Here is a 21,748-nt window from a genome sequence, read left to right as displayed (position 1 = left end):
GATTTTAGTCACTCGCATGTTCTCTTAATACTTATTTTACAAACAGTCTCTTAATAAATCTTCTGACTCATAAATAATCTTTATCACCTCAGATTGAACAGACGTGAGGACAGCTTTATAATTTAAACTATCATTTTGTTCCATAATTGGAATCTGAATCGACATTATTTGGCCGAAAAATTCACAAACCACTCGTTTATCGTAGGGAATATACTTAATTGATTTGTGATGACAAGCAATTAGTCCCCATAATTTTCCTTCTTTCACAAGAGAGATTGACATTGAACCAATAACACCCATATTTTGGAGATATTCTATATGAATTGGTGAAACACTCCGTAATACAGAAAAACTTAAATCTAGGGGTTTGTTAGTAACTGGATTATTTTTAGGAAATAATTCTACAGGTTGATAATTAATATCTGGAATAATCCGCAGATAGTTTTTGCTATATAAACGTCGTGCTGGTTGAGGAATGTCAGTCGCAGGATAATGCAAACCTAAATAAGATTCTAAATCTTCCCGTATTTCTTCGGCAATAACTTCTCCAGAATTATCGGGATGAAACTTATAAATCATTACTCGGTCAAAACCAGTTAATTCGGAGATTTTTTTTACCACAATTGAACAAAGTTCTTGTAGATTAGCAGATTTTTGAATTTGAGTAATATTGTTGCGAGTCAGTTGAAAAAAACGGAAAAAATCTTGATATAATTCAACTTTACAAGGTTCTAACTCCAGAATTACAACCCCATCATTACGATGAACTATACTGTTAAAAAGTCTAGTTTTATCCCCACATTTAATTTCTAATTGTAAAGGGTTAAGATATTCAAAATCTCCTGCCAAATTATTGCGTAGAGAATCAATTTGATGAGGAGATAAAAGAGAACTGATATTTTGCTGGAGCAGATTTTCTGGATTAATATTTAGCCATGTTTCTGTATTACTACTAACTTGAATAATCTTAAGCTCTGGCTCCTGCAAAACTAGTAAAACCCCATGAGGTTGAATCGAACCCGGAATGTGAATTTGTTCCCGATCGCAATTAGTTAAATTGACTGTTTCTGTTGTAATAATATCTTCTTTACTATTCATTTCATCTGAATTATAATTTTTTATCCCAGATTTTGTAATTCAATTTGCAATATAAAAAGTAGTACAAAAAAAGTGACTTCCCAGGTATTTATACCCAAAAATACTGGTTATTGGCTTTAGTAAGAAAATAACTATCAGGAAAATATTAAGTATTTGTACTTAATTTATTTAGATTATTGGCAATTACCATTCCCTCCTGATTGCTGGATTATACTGTTTTATATTACGTTTTAAAGTACGGAACAATAGGTTTTACCAAAAAATGTCAGAGTCAAAAATTATATCATGTTCGATTGAATAGTTATAAGTAGTGCTTCAATCTCTCTATGATTAGGTTTAGAGACTGTTTTTAAACAATTAATAATTAATAATTAATAATTAATTATTATTGAACTATCTCCTTTTTATATTTCCTTTACAAACAGTCTCTTATATTGAGAGTGTTTTTGAATAATACCAATTCCCAAAAGTAGTGCTATAATTTGGTAATATTTCAGTTTTGTTTATAAATATCATTTTGTGGTCTTGTTAGATTACGAATAGGTACATTAATTTTGTAGTATTAAACCACTCTCGCTTGCTCTAGCAATTATTGAATTTATATTGCTATGTTTGAGCTAGTTTTTAATAGTAAGTATCTATAATATTGATTTTACCGTAAAAATTAACTATCTTAAGTATTTACGTTGGCGGAGCCTAGCGGCAGCTATATCGCTCCCCGAAAGATAGTTAGAGTAAGTGTTTGACTATTTTCGGAGATGTCTGTTATATTCAATCCTCTCGGTTAAAACCCGAGGTAATTATCAATTATCCATTATCCATTAATGAAAGCGGTTTTGATTTCGGTAGACTACTGGATTGACACAGCTAAAATAGTGCATTAGGGAGTAGGAGGGACGTTGCATGGAACGTCCGTACAGGAGATGAAGAGATGGGGAGCAAAATTGTTGTTGGGTTACCCTGACGGGAAGCAAGCTACGTTATACCTCTTAATCCGTATATCCGTGCCATAATCTGTGTGAGCACCTCAACCCAACCTACGATCTAGTACCTAAAACCTACTTTTCTAATTCCTCAACTAACTTAGGAACTCCCGCAGTTAATACTTCACATCCTTCCGCTGTAACCAAAACATCATCCTCAATTCTTACCCCAATTCCGCGCCAACGGTCATATACTTCTGGTTGACCTTCCACTGGTTTAATATTAGGACCTATATAAATACCAGGTTCCACAGTTAACACTTGTCCTGGTTGTAAATTTTGCGGTTCTTCTCCCCATTGATAAACACCTGCATCATGCACATCTAAACCTAACCAATGTCCGGTTCTGTGCATATAAAAAGGCTTATATTTTTCCTTTTCAATTATCTCATCAATATTCCCTCTTAACATTTTTAAATCTATCAATCCTTCCACTAAAACTCGCACTGCTGTATCGTGAATTTGCTTATAAGGATTTCCTGGTTTTACCTGTTCAATTGCTGCTAGTTGCGCCCTTAAAACTAACTCATAAATAATCTTTTGTTCCGGTGTAAATTTCCCACTAATTGGAAAAGTTCTAGTAATATCAGAATTGTAATAATTGTAAGCAGCTCCAGCATCAATTAATAACAAATCATTTTCTCGCATTTGCCGATTATTTTCTATGTAATGAAGAATGCAAGAATTAGCACCAGAAGCAACAATAGAAGGATAAGCAGGAGTAGCTCCATGACGAGAAAATATATACTCCATTTCCGCTTGAATTTGATATTCAAAATGCCCTGCTTGAGCAAATTTCATGGCATGGTTATGAGCATCAACAGCAATGTCAGCAGCTTTCTGCATTTGCTCTAATTCCACAGCACTTTTAACCAGACGCATCGGATGTAAAATCGTACCCGCATCTTGAATTGCGATCGGACCTGTGCCATTTTTTGGATAAACTCGCATCAAATTTTGCCAATGTTTAAACACTGTTTCATTGAAGTGGCGATCGCGTCCTAAACGATAATAAATTTTATCTGCCTTTTTCAAATATTCGGGCAACTTTTGATTTAATTCATTAATAGGAAAAGCTGCATCCGCACCATATTTTTCTTTAGCAACTTCCACACCAGCGCGATAACCAGTCCAAGTTTCTTTTTCCTGGTTTTTTGGTTGTACAAACAAAACAAATTTATGCTTTTCATGGTGAGGAGCAATAACCGCTACAGCTTCCGGTTCATTAAAACCCGTTAAATAGAAAAAATCACTATCTTGACGATAGGAATATTCTACATCATTGTGCATGACAGCCATCGGCGCACTTCTAAAAATAGCCGTACCATCGCCAATTTTTGCCATTAAATTTTCCCGTCGTTGCTTATATTCTTTGTTAATTGTCATATTTTTAGAACCAAGAAGTAAGGAATCAACAAAAATCATATCAAATTTTTTAGTATCTGTTGGGTTATCCTTAGACATCTAGATAATAATCAAAAATCAAATCAACCCCATACGCAAAAATCATCAATTCTTTCCCCCTACTCCCTACTCCCTACTCCCTACTCCCTCTTTTCCGGAGACGTCTCTTTGGTATCGAAGAGTGTAAACCGAAGCGTGAATATATACAATATTAAGTTTTTTCAGGTTTTTCAGCCTTCTTCCCTATTCCCTATTCCCTATTCCCTATTCCCTATTCCCTATTCCTTATCCTTACCTTACAATACCGATGCTACCGGACTTGATATTACCTTCTGGAACTTAACCTACTGGACTGACACAGCTAAAAGTGTGCATTAATGTAGTGGACTGTTTCAGCTAAAATAATACCATTTCTTAAAAAGAATGCTATATCCGATCGGGTGGGGAAGTGTTGTCCGTGTGGTCTGTGTGGTGGTAGGGACGTTGGATGCAACGTCCGTACAAAATAAGAATAATAAACATTAACTGGGCTATTTTTAGCAAAAAAGTTATTTTCTCTGTGTTAATTACTGAATAATTGAAGTACGACTTAAGTATAGCAATACTTTTGGGAATTGGTATAAGAAATTATAGGTAGATCCCAGCATTTTCCGAAAGTAACTTTTAAGATGAAACACTCGAGTAACTACCTTGATTATTTACTCGAGGTTAAATATATAGCATTTCTCGGAATCATGAGGTACACCTAATACACTTGATATTTAACTCCACTCTCCTGACTTCTGTTTCCTGAGTCCTAAAGTTCAAAAAATATAGCATTTCTCGGAATCATGAGGTACACCTAATACACCTGATATTTAACTCCACTCTCCTGACTCCTGTCTCCTGAGTCCTAAAGTTCAAAAACTTTGTACCTCACGCTTTTTGGGAAGTGCTATAATATTAAAGCTGTTTATTTTGCTTCATTTGTTTAACTGTTGCCATCATTTCTCCTAAAAAGGGTAAACCAATAATCGCAGGAAGAAAATAACGAGAAGTGCATAATAAACCTAAAGCTGCTCCTGTCGCTTCTCCAAAATAGGGTTGATAAAATAAAATTAAAGCAGCGTCACGAGTACCCACTCCAGCAAAAGTAAGTGGTAATAAACCAGCTAAAATTGCCAGAGGAGATAAGGCTAAATTAGTCAAAAAAGGAACATCTGCTTTAAGAGCTAAAATGAATAACCAGATTTGAAATAAATGTAGAAACCAAATAAAAATAGAAGTAGTAGCAACTTTAATTAATTGTCTTTTATCCTCCCAAAAATAATCATGCATTTGCAACCATGATTCTTTTAAACTCTGTAATTTTTTTCCTATTTTTTTAGGTAAAAGATTAATCCCAGTTTCAAAAAAAACTATAGCAAATTTTCTCGAACCTAAGAGAATTAAACCTAATATTAAACCTACTCCTACTCCTATAGTCATCAACCAGAAAAGAGAATTCTTGTCAGGATAAACTATCAAGCCAAATACACACCATAAAAGTAGTGATAACATATCACAGGCTTTTTCAAAAACTACTAAGGAGAGAGATAGAGTACCACTTAAATGTCCTCTATCTTTCATAAAATAAGCCTTAGCAATATCACCCATTTTTGACGGTAAAACCATATTCAAAACACTAGCACCTAAAATCAAACGATTTGCTTCCAGAAAATCTAAATCGCTTCCTTTAGGCATTAATTGTTGTAATCGCCATGAGGTAAATAAAGTAATGGGAATTACCATTGCTAAGGATAAAAACATTATTAAACCATCACAATTAGCAAAAACTTTTGCTAAATTTTGTAGATCAATTTTAGAGTAAATAATTAGTAGAATAGCAACGCTTACGGCAATAGAAATATATTTTTTCATTGAATTTTATTAGATGATTAATTATTACTATTTATGGTTTGCTGAAAAAGTCTTTTAGTAGGGGGAGGAGACAGGAGACAGGAGACAGGAGACAGGAGACAGAATAAATAGGAATTTAGAGGAGGTAGAAGTAAGAATTATCCCTTGATTTTTCTGCCAAACTCTTGCCTAAGATACTAACTTTTTGAGCGTTTTAGACTGAAGACCAGGCACTTTTTTTAACCCCGAAAAGGCTAAAGTATTTATATGTCAATGCTTTTAGATTTAATCAGCAAGCCCTATTTAGTTACTTATAATTTTCTTTCTAATGTGAAATTTTGATTTGGTTCAAGTTGTTTTATTTGTGGAGTAAGATCGAGCCAACGTTGTAGTTGTCCTTCTTGAAAAGTTCGACTCATAACTACATATATAGAAGTTTGATCGCAACCTATTCCTCCTGCAATAACAGAATCCCATGACTGTGCAGTTAATTGATCGTAAACAACCCAATTACCATTATTCCATTGTAAAGAACGATAGAATCCAAAAGGAGCATTTTTCTTACCAGTAATCAGTATTTTTTGCAGCATTTTACGGATTAAATTTGGGAAAAAACGTCCTAGTGTAAACATAACTATTCTTAAAACAATTAAATTAAAGCTAGTCATTTGTTTTTGTTTTGCCCAACCTAAAGAACCTTGAATAATAATTTCATTTTCCCCTAGTTCAATTTTGTAACGAGAGCTAACTAAATGAGCTACTGCATTTTTTACTTGATTTCTTTCTTTGATTAAAAGAGAAAATTGAGTATCAGAAACAATTAATTTATTGTCACGAAATAGTTTAAAAACTCCCCCTTTATTAAGAGCAAGATAAAGTTCAGTATTTTCCCTCCTATCTATTAAAATACCTCCTTCTTTTAAATGAAATCTTCCCTGAGGGCGAGGGGATAAATCAGGTCTAACTTCAACAAAATCACGCCAAGCTAAAAGGTAATTCCAAGTATGATGTCCTACTATATGATCGTCTGCATAACAAGGATTTAATCCTTTTTCTAAACCCTCTAAAAAGCGATCGTTAATATTCAATGCTTCTGGCATCCATTTGCCAACTAATTCAAAGCCATAGGGAAAGAAATTATAAGTATTACGACTCGTATATTCTCCACCATAAGAGCCATCTGGATGAACAAAATGACTAGCAAGAGCAACAGCTTTCGCTAAAGCACCTTTTAGATCGATATTAGGATTAAGTTCATAAATCCATGCTAAACAAGAAATAGTTAAAGTATGATAACCTGGGTCACATCCTTCGTACTCTTGAAACCAACCTTCATGGTTTTGCCATGATAAAACTTGTTCTAAACGCTCTTGTTTACTTTGATTCCATTTATCAGTTTTTAATAAATCAGAAAGTAACTCTAAGCATAAAACAATTAATGCTTGATGATTTGTCAATCTGCCACTTTCTTGATGATGTGCTAACCAATCAGCTCTTTTTTCAAAAAATCTTAAAGCATTTGGATTATCTAATTCCATTAACTTATAACTTTCAATACAAGCTAATAAAGAAAATGCTGCTGCTCCTCCTGCTCTTTCAAATGGAAAATAATCATCACAAGAGCCATCTTTATGAGCACTTTTGGCGGCAAATAAAATTCCCGCTTCTACCCAATCTCTAATAATTTCTTGACCATAAAAATGATTTTCAGGAATATTGGTTTTATAAGCTAAAGCTAGAGGAAAAACAAATTCTTGGCTCATTCCACTGGGAAAATCTATAATTTTATACTGCCAAAAATTTCGATCAAAACAGCCATAATTATAGCTATGAACATTTCGATCCATTAAAGTCAATATTTTAGGTATTTGGGCGATCGCCTCTTGAGCAAATATATTTCTGTTCATTAATAATATATCAATCTAATTTTAAGTAGGTCGGCGGGGAAATTTATCAGTATGTGACGAAAAATTAAACCCTAGTTCGAGAGTTAAATTTAATCGGTTCTGTACTGTATTGTCCTCTTTCTAGCCTCCCAGTCACTCCATCCATAAATTCCATAAGCAAGGTCTAACTTGTCGTCAAACATTTGTCGGGACAGTTATCTTTTTTGAGATATTGCCACTCCAATTCAATTGAGTTGATCTTGGAACAATATTTAGGCAGAAATAAAGATGTATAAACCTAATATTCCTACTTTGACCATAACTTTTGAACTTCCTGACATTTGTGTATAAGGCCATTATCCTGTACTATGACTCTCATACGTCCTAATTTTTCTGCTTCTTGAGCTTTTCCCTCCATCATCTGGATGTAAGATTTACGGTTCACCACCGATAACGCTCACCATAAACAAAGCTGATTAGAGGTTTAAAAAGCGCTATAATGCTTAATCTAGGACCTCAATCCTTTGTCTGTTCAAAAGATTTTTCTTCACCTCAATTAGTAATATTAGCACTAGAGAATCAGCATCAGAGTTTTATACAAAATTTAACATGATCTAATCTTATCATACAAGATCCATTATATTATAAAATTTCACTTTAAATAAGTCACAAATAGAGGCTTTATGTGTGACAGCCATTTAGTGAAATTGTATTAGATTTAGACACATAGATATATCAATAGACATTTCCAGAAACTAAGTTTTTGCTTAGTAAATTAAAACATTTGAAATTAATTTTCGCAGAGGTCTAATGATCTTAACAAAAACTAATTTACCAAAACAAGTTGCTATCTATATACTTGTAATTACTGGTTCACTGATTATTTATGGTTATTCTTTTAACTCTTCCAATGTTTCAGTTGAAATTCCATATGTTCAAGCTTTCATCGATCCTCAAATTTATAGTAAAGATTTTTATGTTCAAGAATTCTTAAATTTTACACCAAGATACTACTATCAAAAATTAATATCTTTAACAGCTAGCCTAGGTTTAGGTTTATCCTTGACCTACTTACTTTACTATATAATGGCTTTTTCCTCCCTTGTAACAAGCTTATATCTCATAGGGAAAAAGTTTGGTCATTCTATTTTATCAGGAGCACTACTGGCTTTTTTAGTTTTAAATACACATAACTTAGAAGCAACACTTGGATATACAAGCATTTTTAGAACTGAACCAACTCCTAGTATTTTTGCAATGGGGTTGGCAATTTGGGGAATTTATTATTGCTTTTGTAATAACTGGTTTAGAGGGTACTTATTTTTTGGATTGGCCTGTCTTTTACAATTTTTAGTTGGTTTTTTACCAGGGTGTTTGTTTATTCCTATATTATTGAGATCTGCACATAAAAATCATTCTCTGAAAACTTTAATAACTTCTTTGGTAATATTTGTAGGCTTTGCTTGTTTAGTTTATGTTCCCATGAAGTTAACAGGAGCAACTAATGGTGAAATTCTAAGTGACTCAGAATTTATTTATTGGTATGGTTATATTCGCCATCCTCACCATATAATTCCTTCTCGGTTTCTGATTCAAGAATGGAAGAGTTTTATTTTTTATATTACTGGTACTTTTTTATTAATTAAAACCTCAGATTTATTAACTTCTGATGATAAAAAAAATCTTTGTATCATTATATATTTAACTTTGTTGGCACTTGCTGTTAATTATGTTTTTGTTGAAGTCAACCCTATATCTTTATTTGCAAAATTGCAATTAGCGAGAACAACTCCTTTTGCAAAAATTGTCACACTTATAGTTATCAGTGTTGCAGTTACTCAATACTATCAAAAAGGGAATCCGGCAATTTGTTTACTGCTCCTTCTTATTCCGACTATTCCGACTACCAATAATAACGGAATGCTATTTTTTTCAGTAGTTTTAATAATTGTAATTTTGCAAACTTTTGATTGGTTAAAATTAACAACATCCAGATTATTTACTTCTGTAGCAATTATTGGCTTATTAAGTTTGATTATTTTCAATGCTCCTTCAACATCAATTTCAACAGTATTGGAAATTATTTTTCTACAATTACTTTCTTTAGGAATTTTATTAATTCCTTTTTTATTACAAGAAAAACAATTACTACTAAAAAAACTTAATGTAAGGATTAATCCAACTATTTATACTGCAGCGATATTTTCTCTGATCTATTTTTATTTAGGTTTTTTCCAACTCTTACATAAAAGATTACCCCAAATTAATTATTCTCAGATCCCAAGCAACCGTCTCGCATTGAATTTTAGAAATCTTACTACCAAAGATTCCTTAATTTTGATTCCTCCTTCTCAAAATCAATTTCGCCTTTATTCTCAAAGATCTGTAGTTTTTAGTTTCAAAAGTTTTCCCTACACTGATAAAGGAATAAAACAATGGTCTGAACTTTATAATATTCTAGTGGATTTAGAGTGGGAAAAAAGAATTATTTTCCGTAATTTAGATTTAAAATATCAGAATTTAAGTAATGAAGAAATTATCAGAATTGCGAAAGATTTTGGTGCTGATTATATCTTAACTAAGACTAATTGGCATTCAAATCTACCATTAGAAAAACTGATAGAAGATGAAAAATGGGTGATTTATAAGTGTAATTGAATTTTATAGTATCAATATATGATTGTAAAGTTTGGAGAGGCAGTAAGTGAGGAATAGTGTTAAGAAAAATATTTTTATTAGCAAATCTTGATTTATAACGTCCCTACCTACTCCCCTACTCCTTAAAAAGACTTTTTCAGCAAACCCTATTATAGAGCTATACAAGCATTGACATAAAGCCTAAATTCATCTGCTTATCATACTGACTGGGTTGTTTTAATGAAAGGTGTTTTTATGAACCGGAGGTATCATAGACTTTCTAGCATCTACTCAAGTCATCAAGATAAGTTGATGCACCTTTCTTTTCCAAGGGATCTAATTTAACCGAACACTCCAAGCTTTGAATATAATCTAAAGTAAATTCTTTGTCTTTTAAGCTTCTTTCCAAGGTGCAGGAAAACAAAAACCACACCCTTGAATTACCGCGTAAATTTTCGATGTCTTGGACAAAACTATTTTTACCTCCAACTCCCCTAATAGTTTCTAAATTTTTTGAATTGTGAAATCGGTGCTGATAATAATCAAATTGATGCTTTGTTCTATAGAATAAATAGACTTTGTCGTTGGATTTAGACTTATCAACAATATATTCAATAACTGGCCTAATATTTTCTCCTACTATCAGGTTCTGGAAATTGTTCGATGCGATAAAGACTGGATTAAGAAAAAGGACAAAAACTATACCAATATATACAAATTTGTGAACCCTTTTCTTGAGATAATCTAGACCTTAAGCAACCAATACAAGCAAGGATGGAAGAATAAATAAAAGCGATCTTCCTCCTGGAAGATAAGCCAAGCTCGACGAAGTTGTAAATGTGTATTTTTGAAGAATAGAAGCTATCAATTTCAGTAAAATTGGCAGAATTAATACGAAAAGCTGAAACCTCTTTTTTTGTACTATTTTTTGTGTGTATCCACAGAGAAAAAGAACCCAAGATAGACCATATACGGCCAAGCTTCCAGGATTAATAAATATATTTTTGAATGCGCCTAAATATCAACTAATAGTATCTTTTGGCAATGTAGATTATGTTAATTTTTTTAAGTTACTTCACTTCTATCTATAATTGATAATACAATAATTGTTTAATTTTTGAAAATTATAGTTAGAATCTTTTTTGATTAATATTTGAGATTCATTTTCCATAAATAGAACAAAAAAATCTAGAAATAAATCACAAAAAATCGGTTAAAATAGGCTGAGTTTATGTAAATACTCCTGCTAAAACTGCTATAGTTCTATATTGCTATATTTCTATATTTTCATTTTCAACTTGATTATTAAATCTCTTAAGATTAGATAGACGCTTTTCTTCTGTTTCTTTAATTAATTGTTTTATCCCAGCAATTTCTTCTGGAAAATTTTTCTGATAAATTTTTGCATCATTACGGATTTTTGTTAAATGAGTCTCAATATTATCTTGATTAATTAAAACACCAAAATCTTGAGGATATTCATCTTCATCATCTTTGGGTAAATTTAAAATTTTCACCAAAATCTTTTCACCAACTATTTTCTTATAATGAGATGAATCTATAAAATATTTCATTTGATTTTCACTATCCAGAGGCGGAACAATTTCCATGGTTATAGTATTATAGCCACTGAAATCCCATAAATTAATTGGTGGTTTATCCTGATTTTTTCTTGACTGTTCAGCAATAATTCTAACTAAGTCTCGCTTCCAGTCCTCAAATTGAGGATTTAATCCCATCAACCGAATTGTTTCTAGCTGTTTTGCATGAACAGGAGATATAAATAGATATAATTCAATATTATGTTTGTAGCAATACTCAATTAAATTATTAAAATCTTTTAATCTTTCATCACTTAATTCAAAACCAGCATATAATGATTGATAAATCATGTTTTGAGATAAGATTTTCCTAAATAATTTTCGATGCTTGAGACTTGGTAATTCCCTATTTCTTGTACCTAGATCGTCGTAATAATTAGCTTTATTTCCTCTATAATTAAATTTTAGAGTATCAATAGATGATTGTAAAATTTCCAGAGAAAGTAAGTCAGGAATACTGGCAATAAAAACATTTTTATTAGCGAATCTTGATTCCTTAAAGTCACCACTAACAGTTATTTTTTTATTAAAAGAGAAAAAATCTAACCCTAATATCACCGTTTTCAAGCGGGAGTTTTTTCTGGTTCGAGCAAAATCTATAATTTGGTGAAGTTCATAGATTCCTGCTGAAGGTAATCCCGCATTGTATGGTTTCTTAGAACCAAAAACTTGAGAACGAGGATTTAATCCATTCTGTACCCTTGATGTTCCTAATAAGAGAATTTCATAGTTACCTTGTTCAATATCAATACTCTTAACTTTACGCATTCCTTGTTTTTCAATCAAAGGTTTTTCCTGGTTAAAATACTCAATATTGATAATCCGATAAATTTTATAAGGATCTACTAATAGATTGATAGTAAATACGACTGTTAATTGAGAAAGAACAACTACACTAAATATCTTTAAAAAACGAGAATAATTTTTTATCGAACTATGCACCCTAAAACCATGAATAAAATAATAACTTTTTGTAGTTGATTTGAATTATTAATTCTCTGGTTTTTTTAACTTATTCCTATCTATATTGATAATACAATCATTATTTAAGTTTTGAAAACTAGAGTTAGAATCTTTCTTGACTAATATTTGAGATTCATTGTCCATATTTATATGTTGAATTTGTTTGGGGTAATTTTCATTTAATAAAACTAATAAAGGATACTCAAAAGAAGTATTTTTAAAAGTTAACCCTATATTTTTACATTGATTTGATTCTACTCTCACAACTTCATCTAAATAAAATTTTTGATATTTTTGTTGAGTTTCAAAATACTGTTCTGTTCTTGAACTTTGAAAAATATTGTTCTCCCCAATTAATGGTCTTACCGAATTGAATAGAACCCATTTGTAAGAAAGAAATAAAACAAGTATTGCCAAGAAATAGTTTATCTGTTTCGGTAAAGATTTAGAAAATACAATAGCTACAAAAGGAGAAAATAATATAAATAAAGGTAAATGTAATCGACAACGATAAGGAGACCATGTTAAAAGACTTGCGAATAAAACAAAACCTACAACTAGAACTATCCCATATTTAATTAAAAGTTTATTTGTCCATATTTTTTTATTGAAAGTTAATACAAAAAATGACCCTATTATTAACAATAAATGCAAAGGATTACCAGCAGTATCTTCATAAGTAGATAAGCCAGGAACATAAAATCTCCTTGCCTTAGGGCTAGTTAAAGCTGGATCGAATAAGTCTATTCCTAATACTCCGTGAATAATTTCTAATACTTTATTCGTTAAACCCGTAAGAGGAGAAATAATTTTTTCTAATTGTAGATTTCTGACAATATCAGCATGCAATGATAAATGTTTTAATATTCCTGAGATAGAAATCAACACACCGATATCTTTATTTGTTTCTCCCGTACCTGCCATTCCTAATACAGAGTCAAAAAGAGCATAATTCCTTAAATAATGTCCTAAATTAATGGCTAATACTATTAATAAAATAATAACTATAGGTTTAATAGCTTGCCATTTTAAATTCTTAATCCCCCACAACAATAACCAAATACAAAATGGGAAAGCATAAATATAAGCCGTACCTTTTGTTAAAATAGCTAAACCTAAACTAAACCCTAAAAACAGAATATTACTCTTAGATATACCGTTTTCTAAGGTTGTAAATGTAAAGTAAACAAAACAAATTAACCAAAAAGTAACTACAAGATCGTTATTAGTACCAGAAGCTTGTAGAATTCCCATAGGAATAGTTACAGCAAAAACACTAGCGAGAATTTGAGAGCGAATATTACCACCTAACTGTTTGGTAAGAATAGAAACACCCAAGACACTCATTACCATGCTACCCCACTGGATCGTATTCACAAAGCGATCGCTTTTGTTGAGAATTTGAAAGTGACCCATGGCATATTCTGACCAAGGATTTTGATAGAGATGAAATAAATTATAGGTAGGATAATGAGCGACAGTATGATTTTGAATCCAATAATATATACGAGGTAAATGATACTCCATTGAATCGGAGTGATTTGGTGCAGCGATTATTGCATTTATACCAATTAAGAACACAATAATTGTTATACAGGTGAGCAAAAGTATTGACATTGGTGATAATCCCAGTAAGCTTTTGCACCATATTTTAAGATTATTTATATGTTTTTTTAACGAATATTTTGTTAGTAAAAATATATATAAACAATTTATTAATAACCAAGCTGCTATCACCCAAAAATACTGAAATAAACCAAATAGACTAAGTAATTCAGTTATTATTGTTAAAAATATTCCCCATAAAACAATTGCTTTAAAAAAACAATCACGCCAATCATTTTTTTGAGTTAATAATTGAGCAAAAATTAAAACTAAGGATAAGATAGGAAGAATTATCATTTTTAATATTTCAATAATGATTTTTAAAAAGATTCAGCAAATTTTTACCAAGAAAAGCTAATCAAAATCATAATTTTTAGGTTTTTTTTCTAATGAGTTAGCTAAAAAATTACGACGTAATTTTAACTGAATATCTTCTAAAAGCTTACGATTAACTGACATCAAATCAGCAATTAGACCAAAAATAAATAACTGAAATCCCATTAAAATTAAAATTGCAGCTAAGACTAAACTAGGGACATGAGACCTCGTAGTGCCACTCAAGTATAGAATGAACCAACGTACACATAAAAGGAAACCAAAACTAAAGGGAATAGTCCCTAAAATTGTGAAAAACTTTAGAGGCTTATAAGTCATAAAAATCCGAACGATCGTAAAAATAGATCTTTGGATATAAGCCGGAATGCTTTTAACTAATCTAGATGGTCGTAAATAACCATTAGTTCTAATGGGGACAGAAATAATTGTCATTCCTTTTTGCCCAGCTTGGATAATAGTTTCTAGTGTGTAAGTATATTCATTAAAAACATTTAATTGTAGTGCTGCATTACGAGTAATAGCACGGAAACCACTAGGAGCATCAGCAATATTTGTTTCACTAGCAATACGGACGACTAAACTACCTATTTTTTGTAACAATTTCTTGATTGGTGAAAAATGTTTAATCTGTTGAATTGGTCTAGCACCAATCACTATTTCTGCTCTTCCATCTAAAATTGGTTCAATTAGTTTAGGTATATCTGCTGCACAATATTGATTATCAGCATCCGTATTAACAATAATATCAGCTCCATGTTGCAAACAGGCTTCTATTCCCGCCATAAAACCTTTTGCTAATCCTTGATTATATTCAAAATTAACAATATGATCGACTCCTGCTGCTTTGGCGACTTCTACAGTTTTGTCAATACTACCATCATTAATAATTAACCATTCTATCTTATCTATACCAGGAAGTTGTCGAGGTAATTCAGTTAGAGTCAATCCTAAAGTAGCTTCTTCGTTATAACAAGGAATTTGTATAATTAGTTTAGTCATTAATCTTTTTTCTCTTTATTTCTTTTGGGTAACTGGCGTAGTTTGTCCGCTTTCAGTAGTGCAGTAGCTTGACTTATCTATGGCAACCTGAACTTTACTTTCTTTTTTACTTTTGTCAACCTCTTTGGCGTTGGTAATTTAAAAATTGACCTATATTTTGAGAGATAGAGCTTTAATCTCCTGACTATATCCAGGTGAATCGTAAAAATCAACTTGCTTGGCGATCGCATTGGACACGAATGTAGTTTTGCTCATGTCTTCGATGGCCATTTTTACGGATATGTTTGCTAAGAGACTCACCTACATTGCATGGAAAATGAAACTTCAACTCTATGGTACTTAGAGATTTTGCCCGATCGATAGTTCTTGGCGCATTCAGTTCATCTTTATATTTACATATTTACCAGCGCCACCTATCTACCTCAAACTCTAACTAAAATTCATATCCTCAATCACAAAACAATAATTTTATTATCTAATAATTAGAGTTTTTTTAGGGAAAGGTTTACAGTTTGTAATAATATTTTTTTTCATCGGAATATTGTCAAGACTGCCCTCACCAAACTAACTACTATATTATAGGCAAGATTCACACTTTCGGCTAATTCCTCTTAAACTACTACCCTCAAGATGAAGCTCAGGAACCATAAGCATTTTCTCTGGTTCAATTTGTTGGCGATAGTGTAGACTACCACAGCTAAAAGTGTGTATTAATCTAGGATGCATTAGAATGCTAAAATCTAAGGTTTGATAGAGATTTAAAAATCTGTCAACGCACCATTTTATATTTTTTACCCAACCTCTCTCCTATAGTAGAAGGAAGTTAGAAGTCAGGAGTTAGAAGAGACGAAGTTAAATTCTGGATGTGACTAAATTTAAGAGGAGCCAGAATGTCCGCGCCAGTAATGACAACTGCTATACAAGGATAGAGTCGGAAATTTTCTCCCCTTAAAAAGAGATAGGGAGGTGGGGAGTATTTTTCAACCTGCTTGGTGTCCTACCAAGTGCGCCGTGCGACAGTGAGTGCAGTGCGCCCTTCGGGTTAAGCGACAGTCACAGAACTGCCGTTCACGCAGCGTCTCTGAAAGAGATACCCGAAGGGGGCGGGGTCCCAGGAGCTTTTTCCCTTATGCCTTCCCTCCATCTTCTGACTCAGTCCTCCGTGCCTCCTGACTCAGTCCTCCGTGCCTCCTGACTTGGTCCGACTGAGGACTAGTGAAAAACGCAGGTCTCTGACAAAGATACGCTTAGGGGTTCTATAGAAATAGTCCTCCCGCGTAGCATTGTGTAGGAAAGCCTTGCTTAGGGGAAAATTACAAAGGGTTGTGGAGCGCACTATTCCGGAGAGTTTGAGCGCAGTAGGTGGGTTGGTTTGCCATTGCTAGGTGGCGCTCATGCTATGTACAACTAAGCGATCGCACTATTTCATCAAGCATAAATGGCCAATCAAGCTAATATTAGGCCAAATATGGGGCAAAATCTGCTCCTTAGTCTATAATTCTGCACCTAAAGTGAGAATGAAAAGGCCCTGGCTTTTTAGGGGGACTTTGTGATCTGCTGATATAAGAGGCAAAGGTATTCAACCGCTCTAAAAACCTAGCTACTAATGGTAGCAAACTAGCACCAAGTACCAGAGAACCAAAGTTTTTTTAAGGTTTGAACTGTACCGTAGGGCATAGGTCTACAGGCTTTTGGAATAGAGCAAACCCTTGGTCTGAGAACCATCTCTGGACTAAATATCTCAAGATGTTTGGTTTAAGTGGAGTTGTTGAACCAAGAATCCTGTTTTCAGGAGAATCTCCGTGTCTTCAGACCGGAGAGTATGTCAAGCGGAGAATCTCTGTGTCTTCAGACCGGAGAGTATGTCAAGCTTTGTATAACATTATATTTCATATTAAAAGAACTAAAAGTAAAGAGAACAAACTACTTAACTCTTAGTTCTTTTTTTTACCGGTAGATTCGGCACTTAAACTATTATTTAGATAGAGTAATCTACCATCCTAAAATAGCTATATTAAATTGAAATGCAGAAACTCAATTAAACGATTGGAACATAACGTTCTTTCTCAGGAACATTGGTGTACTCAGCGACAATTTGTCGGAATTCGTCACCATCAATAGTCTCTTTTTCAATTAACAGATCGACTAAACGATCTATAACAACCCGGTTATCCCGCATCATCTGGCAAGCGTCTTCATAGCAATGTTCTACAATGGTGCGAACTTGAGCATCAATTCGAGAAGCAATTTCATCAGAATATTCTGAACGAGTCATTAAGTCTCGACCCAAGAATACCTCACTTTGTTGAGTTTCCAGAGACATCGGACCGAGATCGGACATACCGTAACGAGTCACCATTTGACGTGCCATCCCTGTAACCTGTTGTAAGTCATTACCAGCACCAGTTGTCACCTCAGCATCACCAAAAATTACTTTCTCAGCAGCACGACCACCCAAAGCACCACTAATGCGAGCCAGAATTTGTGACCTGGAAATTAAACCTTGCTCTTCATTAGGCATAAACCAGGTGAGACCACGAGCTTGACCGCGAGGTACCAAAGTAACTTTTTGCACGGGGTCATGTTCTTTAAGTAGAGTACCAACAATAGCATGACCAACTTCGTGATAAGCAATAAGTCGCTTGCTCTTACCATCCATGAGCGGAGTACCTTCCATACCTGCAACCACTCGGTCTACAGCATCATCAATTTCTAGCATCGTAATTGCTTCTTTGCGACGACGAGCAGTCAGAATAGCAGCTTCATTCAATAGGTTAGCTAAATCTGCACCTGTAAAACCAGGGGTCCGACGAGCGATCGCGTCTAGAGATATTTCATTACTTAGCTTCTTATCACGAGCATGAACATTTAGAATTGATAAACGACCCTTAATATCAGGAGCATCAACAGTAACTTGACGGTCAAAACGACCGGGACGCAACAATGCAGAATCTAAAACATCAGGACGGTTAGTCGCAGCAATAATAATAATTCCACTGTTACCCTCAAAACCATCCATCTCAGTTAGTAGTTGGTTAAGAGTTTGTTCCCTTTCATCATTACCACCACCAATACCAGCACCGCGTTGTCTACCCACAGCGTCAATTTCATCAATAAAGATAATGCAGGGGGCGTTTTCCTTAGCTTTTTTGAAAAGGTCGCGCACGCGGGAAGCACCCACACCAACAAACATTTCCACAAATTCCGAACCAGAAATACTGAAGAATGGCACACCAGCTTCACCAGCGATCGCCTTGGCCAACAAAGTTTTACCAGTTCCCGGAGGACCTACCAACAGCACACCTTTAGGAATACGGGCTCCCACTGCTGTAAATCTTTCTGGTTTTTTCAGGAAAGTCACAACCTCTTGTAATTCTTCTTTGGCCTCATCAACCCCAGCCACATCATCAAATAAAACACCTGTTTTGGCCTCCATTGAGAAGCGAGCTTTAGACTTACCAAAGTTCATTGCTTGTCCAGGGCCACCAGGAACATTACTAGAGCGACGGAACAAGAAGAACAGACCCACAATCAATAAAACTGGGAAAATCAAATTTCCTAATAAACCCCATACTGCTCCTTCGTTGCGTGGAGGATGGCTGTCAAAATTAATATTTGCTTCTCGCAGACGAGAAATTAGGTCTGGGGAGTTAACAGGTAAATCTACCCTTAATCTTTCCACTTGGTTGTTCAGGTCATCTACAGCTTCCACAATAGCTGTACGACCACCATCATAGAGGTCTACGCTTGTAACTCGATCTGCTTGTAAGTAGTCCAAAAATCTGCCATAGCTCATACGGGTTCTAGCAGTGTTACTACCCATATTTACTGCTGTTTGGGCAAATGCCCCTTGCCAGATAAAAAAACCAATGACCAAAGCTGGCAGGCTCCAAAGTACAATGGTTCTCCAAGAAATTTTCATCAAAAAATGGCCTCTTTTAGTAAAATTGCATTAAATAAGTAAAAAGTGTAATTTTCTACACTCATAATCTTAACTAAATGTAACTTAACAATAGAGATTAGGGCAAGCTTAATGCTTTTTTCTATGGTATGGAGGAGTTAATACCTTGGGTAGGTCTCCCGAGTTGAAGCAACTGGCGTAGTGTTATAGTGCCTCCTTTCCTGGGGAATGCTGCGCAAACGGAGGAGCTTTCCTTCGGAATGCTAGGCAAACGCTATAGCGCTACGCATTAAGGTTAGGACATTTCTAAATTCTGAAACCCTTTCACACTTTACTATTCCCTATTCCCTATTCCCTATTCCCTATTCCCTAGCGCTATAACACTCAGTCGAGGTAAGACTGACAAAATAAAGACCTATCTTATGTGATTATATTTTTATGAATTATTATCCAGTTGACTGGAATTTCTGAAGGTACTGTAACTCTATCTTGTACAATTATTAATTTTGTCAGGCGATTTGAGTCCCTTAGTGCCTTTCATGCCGTTTGTCTTAATTCGCTAAATTTATAGATATATAGATATATAAATATATAAATAGAAATTTAGGACTTTTAATAACGGTAGTATTTTGATTTAAGAGTTTAGTGAGGTAATAGAGCCTAATGGTAATTAAACAGCCAGCAGCAGCAGCAATGCTGACCCAGAAACCAGCCAATGTTAGTAAAAAAGCAATTCTTAGTGTCGACCTAGGACGAACAGCTGCCAAAGCTTGTGTGAGTCGTACCCCAAATGGTGTAGTTTTTATTCCAGCCAATGTCAAACAATTAACTGTAGAACAAGTCAGAGCTGGTAATTTTGAGTCTAAACCTACAGACCCTTTATTAGATATGTGGTTGGAATATCAAGGTTCTGGATATGCTGTAGGTCAACTTGGTGCTGACTTTGGAGCTAATCTATTTGGTGATGAGAGATCTTTTGCTAAGTCTAAAGTTGAAGATGCTTTAATTAAAATCTTGGCCTGTGCTGGCTATTTTCAGCTCAAAGGAGAATTTTCGGTTGTCATAGGTTTACCTTTCTATTCCCAAGAACAATTTGAAAAGGAAAAGACACAGATTATTAGCCAACTGCAATGTCCTCATAAAATGTCTTATCGAGGCGGTGAACCTGTAGAAATTAGAATTAACAAAGTTTGGGTCATGCCAGAAGGATATGGTAGTTTGCTATGGACTGAGGCTAATCATGGTAAAGAATTTCAGCCAGAATTGCCCAAATTATCTCTTGCTATTGTTGATATTGGCCATCAAACTACCGATTTCTTGATGGTAGATCGTTTCCGGTTTGCTAGGGCTGCTTCTAAGAGTGAACCTTTTGCCATGAGCCAGTTTTATGAAGATGTGGCTGCTAAGATTGAAGGAGCAGATGCTCAGTCCTTGTATTTGTTGGAAGCTGTCCATAAACCTGAAGGTCAGCGTTCCTATCGTCCTAGAGGTGTAACAAAACCTATTAATCTAGATGGTATTGTACCTGAATTGCGTAAGGTTTTTGCGGCTAAACTTTGTGACCGTTTAATTAAGTGGATACCAGAAAGGGTAACTGATGTTGTTCTTACTGGTGGTGGGGCAGATTTTTTCCAGGAAGATTTGCAAAAGCTACTCCAAGAGGCAGGTCTGAAAGCTCATTTGGCTCAACCACCTAGAGAAGCAAATGCTCTGGGACAATACATCTATGGGGAAGCTCAATTAGCAATATCTAAGTAAGTTGTTGCTTAGTTGAGCATTAGATTCAAGGTATTTGAGGCGGTATAGTAGAATATAAATTACCTCAATGTCAAAACCCAATCTCAAATTGAGTAGAGCACCATAATTAGCGTTTGCTGAATAAGTCTTATGGGTGAAGGTAGGAGTCAGGAGGACCGAGTCAGGTAGGGGAGCCATCGGATTGGCGAGGTACAGGAGAAATAGGAATTACAGAGGATGTAGTCGGATATATTTGTCCCTCAATTTTTCTGCCCTTGTCTGCTCAATATCCTCACTTGTGTGACCTTAAGGAAGCAAAAAGCTGGCACTTTTTTCGCACAAAAATGGCTTTAGCCTTGATATGTAAATGCTTTTAGATTTGATTAGCAAGCCCTAATTATTATGTAGTTGTTTCTGTATCTGGAACTCAAAAATAATGGGGACAGAGTAGAAAAGAAATTTTCTTTGTCCCCTAAAAGTAGTAAAGTAAAGTTGAATATTGGATTACAAACTGGATTATTGTTTATAGCAGCTAAGATGTTTCTCAAACAAAACAATATTTACCGAAAAATTAAGGTATAAAGCCTTTCCATTCATGGAGAAAAAGCGGTCGTTTCGGAGCATGACCTAGGATGGGATGGCGAGGAGACCTCGCCATCCCTCGGCCGCTTTTTTCCCCTTGAAAGGGGAGGCTTTTAACCTAAACTGTTTAATTATTTA

Annotated in this window: 11 protein-coding genes; 2 read left to right on the top strand and 9 right to left on the bottom strand. The window is 34.2% G+C overall.

The features are described from left to right. Positions 1-36: 36 nt before the first annotated feature. The 5 genes from ACP6PM_RS31465 to ACP6PM_RS31445 all read right to left on the bottom strand — a co-directional run bounded on the left by ACP6PM_RS31465 (position 37) and on the right by ACP6PM_RS31445 (position 7,697). Positions 37-1,098: a GAF domain-containing protein gene (locus ACP6PM_RS31465; protein WP_426590803.1), complete on the bottom strand. Its 1,062-nt coding sequence runs from the start codon at positions 1,096-1,098 to the stop codon at positions 37-39. 1,058 nt (positions 1,099-2,156) lie between these two features. Then, positions 2,157-3,467 (bottom strand): aminopeptidase P N-terminal domain-containing protein, encoded by a 1,311-nt coding sequence (locus ACP6PM_RS31460; protein WP_426590804.1) that lies wholly within the window; start codon positions 3,465-3,467, stop codon positions 2,157-2,159. A gap of 960 nt (positions 3,468-4,427) precedes the next feature. After that, entirely contained in the window at positions 4,428-5,384 is a 957-nt protein-coding gene (locus ACP6PM_RS31455; protein WP_426590802.1) for a lysylphosphatidylglycerol synthase transmembrane domain-containing protein, read from the bottom strand. 290 nt (positions 5,385-5,674) lie between these two features. Further along, a complete protein-coding gene (locus ACP6PM_RS31450; RefSeq protein ID WP_426590801.1) occupies positions 5,675-7,270 on the bottom strand; it encodes a hypothetical protein in 1,596 nt (531 codons plus the stop codon). A 286-nt stretch (positions 7,271-7,556) separates the two neighbouring features. Continuing rightward, positions 7,557-7,697 carry a hypothetical protein gene (locus tag ACP6PM_RS31445; RefSeq protein WP_426590800.1) on the bottom strand — a complete coding sequence of 47 codons (141 nt, stop codon included), beginning with the start codon at positions 7,695-7,697 and terminating at the stop codon, positions 7,557-7,559. 362 nt (positions 7,698-8,059) lie between these two features. Here ACP6PM_RS31445 and ACP6PM_RS31440 point away from each other — a divergent pair, with 362 nt between their 5' ends. Beyond that, entirely contained in the window at positions 8,060-9,907 is a 1,848-nt protein-coding gene (locus ACP6PM_RS31440) for a DUF6798 domain-containing protein (protein ID WP_426590799.1), read from the top strand. A 1,250-nt stretch (positions 9,908-11,157) separates the two neighbouring features. Here ACP6PM_RS31440 and ACP6PM_RS31435 read toward each other — a convergent pair. From ACP6PM_RS31435 to ftsH2, 4 genes are all read right to left on the bottom strand, one after another. Beyond that, on the bottom strand, positions 11,158-12,429 hold the full coding sequence (locus ACP6PM_RS31435; protein ID WP_426590798.1) for a hypothetical protein: 1,272 nt from the start codon (positions 12,427-12,429) through the stop codon (positions 11,158-11,160). A gap of 48 nt (positions 12,430-12,477) precedes the next feature. Then, a complete protein-coding gene (locus tag ACP6PM_RS31430) occupies positions 12,478-14,352 on the bottom strand; it encodes a glycosyltransferase family 39 protein (RefSeq protein ID WP_426590797.1) in 1,875 nt (624 codons plus the stop codon). Between the two features lie 57 nt (positions 14,353-14,409). Continuing rightward, on the bottom strand, positions 14,410-15,390 hold the full coding sequence (locus tag ACP6PM_RS31425) for a glycosyltransferase family 2 protein (RefSeq protein ID WP_426590796.1): 981 nt from the start codon (positions 15,388-15,390) through the stop codon (positions 14,410-14,412). 2,038 nt (positions 15,391-17,428) lie between these two features. Then, positions 17,429-19,312, bottom strand: a complete 1,884-nt coding sequence (gene ftsH2 / locus ACP6PM_RS31420; RefSeq protein WP_426590795.1) for an ATP-dependent zinc metalloprotease FtsH2 — start codon at positions 19,310-19,312, stop codon at positions 17,429-17,431. Between the two features lie 642 nt (positions 19,313-19,954). On the opposite strand from ftsH2, the gene fcmB reads away from it, so the two are divergent. Then, the gene (gene fcmB, locus ACP6PM_RS31415; RefSeq protein ID WP_426590794.1) at positions 19,955-21,049 is read left to right on the top strand and encodes a filament morphology actin-like protein FcmB; all 1,095 of its coding nucleotides are present in this window, start codon (positions 19,955-19,957) and stop codon (positions 21,047-21,049) included. Positions 21,050-21,748 lie beyond the last annotated feature (699 nt).

Origin of the sequence: Dapis brunnea BLCC-M229 (assembly GCF_050015995.1) — a bacterium.
Lineage (GTDB): Bacteria > Cyanobacteriota > Cyanobacteriia > Cyanobacteriales > Microcoleaceae > Trichodesmium.
The sequence above is the reverse complement of the archived record's forward strand: the minus strand, read 5'-3'. Positions and strand labels throughout refer to the sequence as shown.